4 protein-coding genes are annotated in these 2,538 nt (G+C 66.9%); all 4 read left to right on the top strand.

Annotation, left to right across the window (positions count from 1 at the left end; all coding sequences use genetic code 11):
* Positions 1-582 (top strand): helix-turn-helix domain-containing protein (locus tag ACESL5_RS09755; protein WP_372592587.1); only part of this gene is annotated, 582 nt, incomplete at its 5' end.
* Between the two features lie 119 nt (positions 583-701).
* The gene (locus ACESL5_RS09760) at positions 702-1,100 is read left to right on the top strand and encodes a PA2779 family protein (protein WP_372592588.1); all 399 of its coding nucleotides are present in this window, start codon (positions 702-704) and stop codon (positions 1,098-1,100) included.
* Between the two features lie 125 nt (positions 1,101-1,225).
* Entirely contained in the window at positions 1,226-1,624 is a 399-nt protein-coding gene (locus ACESL5_RS09765; protein ID WP_372592589.1) for a PA2779 family protein, read from the top strand.
* A gap of 18 nt (positions 1,625-1,642) precedes the next feature.
* The coding region (locus ACESL5_RS09770) for a PA2778 family cysteine peptidase (RefSeq protein ID WP_372592590.1) at positions 1,643-2,538 on the top strand (896 nt) is incomplete at its 3' end.

The raw sequence follows: 2,538 nt of genomic DNA on the forward strand, positions 1-2,538 counted from the left end.
TTTCGCATCGACCTGTTCTACCGGCTGAACGTCTTTCCCATCCACCTGCCGGCTTTGCGAGAGCGCGACGGCGACGTGAAGCTGCTCGCCCGGCACTTCCTGCAGGTCGCCAGTCAGGAGTTCGATCGCAATGCCGCCTTCGAGACCGGCGTGCTCGACCGGCTGGCGGCCTACAACTGGCCCGGCAACATCCGCCAACTGGAGAACGTGATCAAGCGCGCGGTGCTGGTCGCGCAGAACGGGTGGATCACCGTGGCCGACATCGAGTTGATTCTCACCCATGAATCGCACGTCAGCGACCACCTCGAGGCGGGCGCCATGCCGGCCGCCGGTCAGCCGGTATCGAACGCAGGCTCGGGGATCGAGGGCGAGTCCGTGGCCCCGCCGAGCGGCATGGTCGGCCATGCGGCGCCTGTCGTGGCAGGGCGCGGCTATCGCTGGGTGCGTGAAGACGAGGCCGATGCGCTGATGCAGGCGTTGCGCGACACGGGCGGCAACAAGACCCAGGCGGCCGCCCGGCTGGGCATGACACCGCGGCAGTTCCGCTACCGCATGGACAAGCTGGGGTTGCGGCAGGAATGACAGGATGCCCTTCCTGCCGACTGACTTCCCCTCAGGTGGGAACCCGCCAGAATTTGACTACACTCAACGGAGAGTCCGGTGCGCCGGGCGCATTACGGTTTCAACCAGAGGGATATCCCATGAAACAAGTTGCTCGAGTCGTCACTCCGTTCGTGATTGCCTCGTTCACCATGGGCAGCATGCCGGCCATGGCCGCTCCGTCCGCGGTGATCAACGGGATGGTCACGACCCAGGAGGCGGTGAACGCCGACCAGGCCAGCGCCGACCGGGAACGAATCGCCGAGCTATTGGCCCGCGATGACGTGCGCAGTCAGTTGGTCGCCCAGGGCGTCGACCCCGCCGAGGTGGAGCAGCGTGTCGCGGCGCTGTCCGACGAAGAGGTTCACCAGATGAGTGAGCGTCTCGACCAGATGCCGGCCGGTGCCAATGCCGTGATCGGGGCCCTGTTCGCGGTCTTCGTCATCCTGCTGGTCACCGACCTGCTTGGCCTGACCAGCGTCTATCCGTTCACCCGCTGACCGCGAGTTTCGCCGCGATCGGGACAACCACCTGTTTGCCGAAGGCCCGGCAGATTCGGGCCCTGGGCGACTGTGGAATGCCCGATCCGCCACGCGGGTTTTTGCTCAAACCAGAGGAAACTGTGATGAAACGAGTCGCTCGAGTCGTCAGTCCGTTCGTGATTGCCTCGTTCACCGTGGGCAGCATGCCGGCAATGGCAGCCCCCTCTTCGGTGATCAACGGGATGGTCACGACCCAGGAAGCGGTGAACGCCGACCAGGCCAGTGCCGATCGTGAACGAATCACCGAGTTGCTGGCCCGCGATGACGTGCGCAGCCAGCTGGTTGCCCAAGGCGTCGACCCCGCCGAGGTGGAGCAGCGCGTCGCGGCGCTGTCAGACGAGGAGGTGCGTCAGATGAGCGAGCGCCTCGACCAGTTGCCCGCTGGCGCGAACAGTGTGGTCGGTGTGTTGCTTGCCGTGTTCATCATCCTGCTGGTCACCGACCTGCTGGGCCTGACTCATGTCTTTCCGTTCACCCGCTGATAGCGGGACATCGTGAACATGCGAAACCGCAGCATTCAAGGCGCCCGCTGGTCGGGCGCTTTTCTCTTTCTGGCGATGGCTACGCTGCTCGGCGGCTGCGCTACCACGCCCCCGTTGTCCGAGACGACCCGGTCGGCGGTGCCCGAACGACAGGTGCTGGAGGACGTGCCCTTCCACGGACAGCGCGACTACCAGTGCGGACCCGCGGTACTCGCCATGGTGTTGAACCACGCGGGGCAGCCGGCCAGCGTCGACGAGCTGATCCCCCAGGTCTTCCTGCCCGGTCGCGAGGGCAGCGTTCAGCCGGAAATGCTGGCCACCGTGCGTCGCCATGGGCTGATCCCCTTCGTGATACCCGGCACGATGGATGCGCTCCTGCAGGAGGCTGCCGCGGATCGGCCGGTGGCCGTGCTGCAGAACCTGTCCTTGCCGTGGTGGCCGGCCTGGCACTACGCGGTGGTGATCGGCTACGACCTCGACGAGGAGCGCCTGGTGCTTCACAGCGGCGAGACCCCGCGCATGGAAACGGGGATGGGGCGCTTCGATAACACCTGGGCGCGTTCGGGTCGCTGGGCCTTCGTCGCGCTTCCCCCGGGCGAATTGCCGGCCTCGCCGGTCGGACGCGAGACCGCGAAGGCCATCTCGGCATTCGAGTCGGTGCAGGGGGCCGAGACGTCGGTGCCCGCGTGGCGGGCATTGGCGGACCGTGAGCCCGGACTTGCCCTGGCCCAGTTCGGGCTCGGCAATGCGCTGGCCGCCACCGGCGAGCGCCGTGATGCTGCCCGAGCCTTCCGCCGTGCAGTGGAGGCAGACCCGGAGTTCGCGGCCGCCTGGCTCAACCTGGGGCTGGTGCTGCGCTCGCTCGACCGGACCGATCAAGCCAACGATGCCCTGCGTCGGGCCGCCGAGATCCC

The sequence above is a fragment of the Guyparkeria sp. genome (genome assembly GCF_041687595.1).
Taxonomy (GTDB): domain Bacteria; phylum Pseudomonadota; class Gammaproteobacteria; order Halothiobacillales; family Halothiobacillaceae; genus Guyparkeria.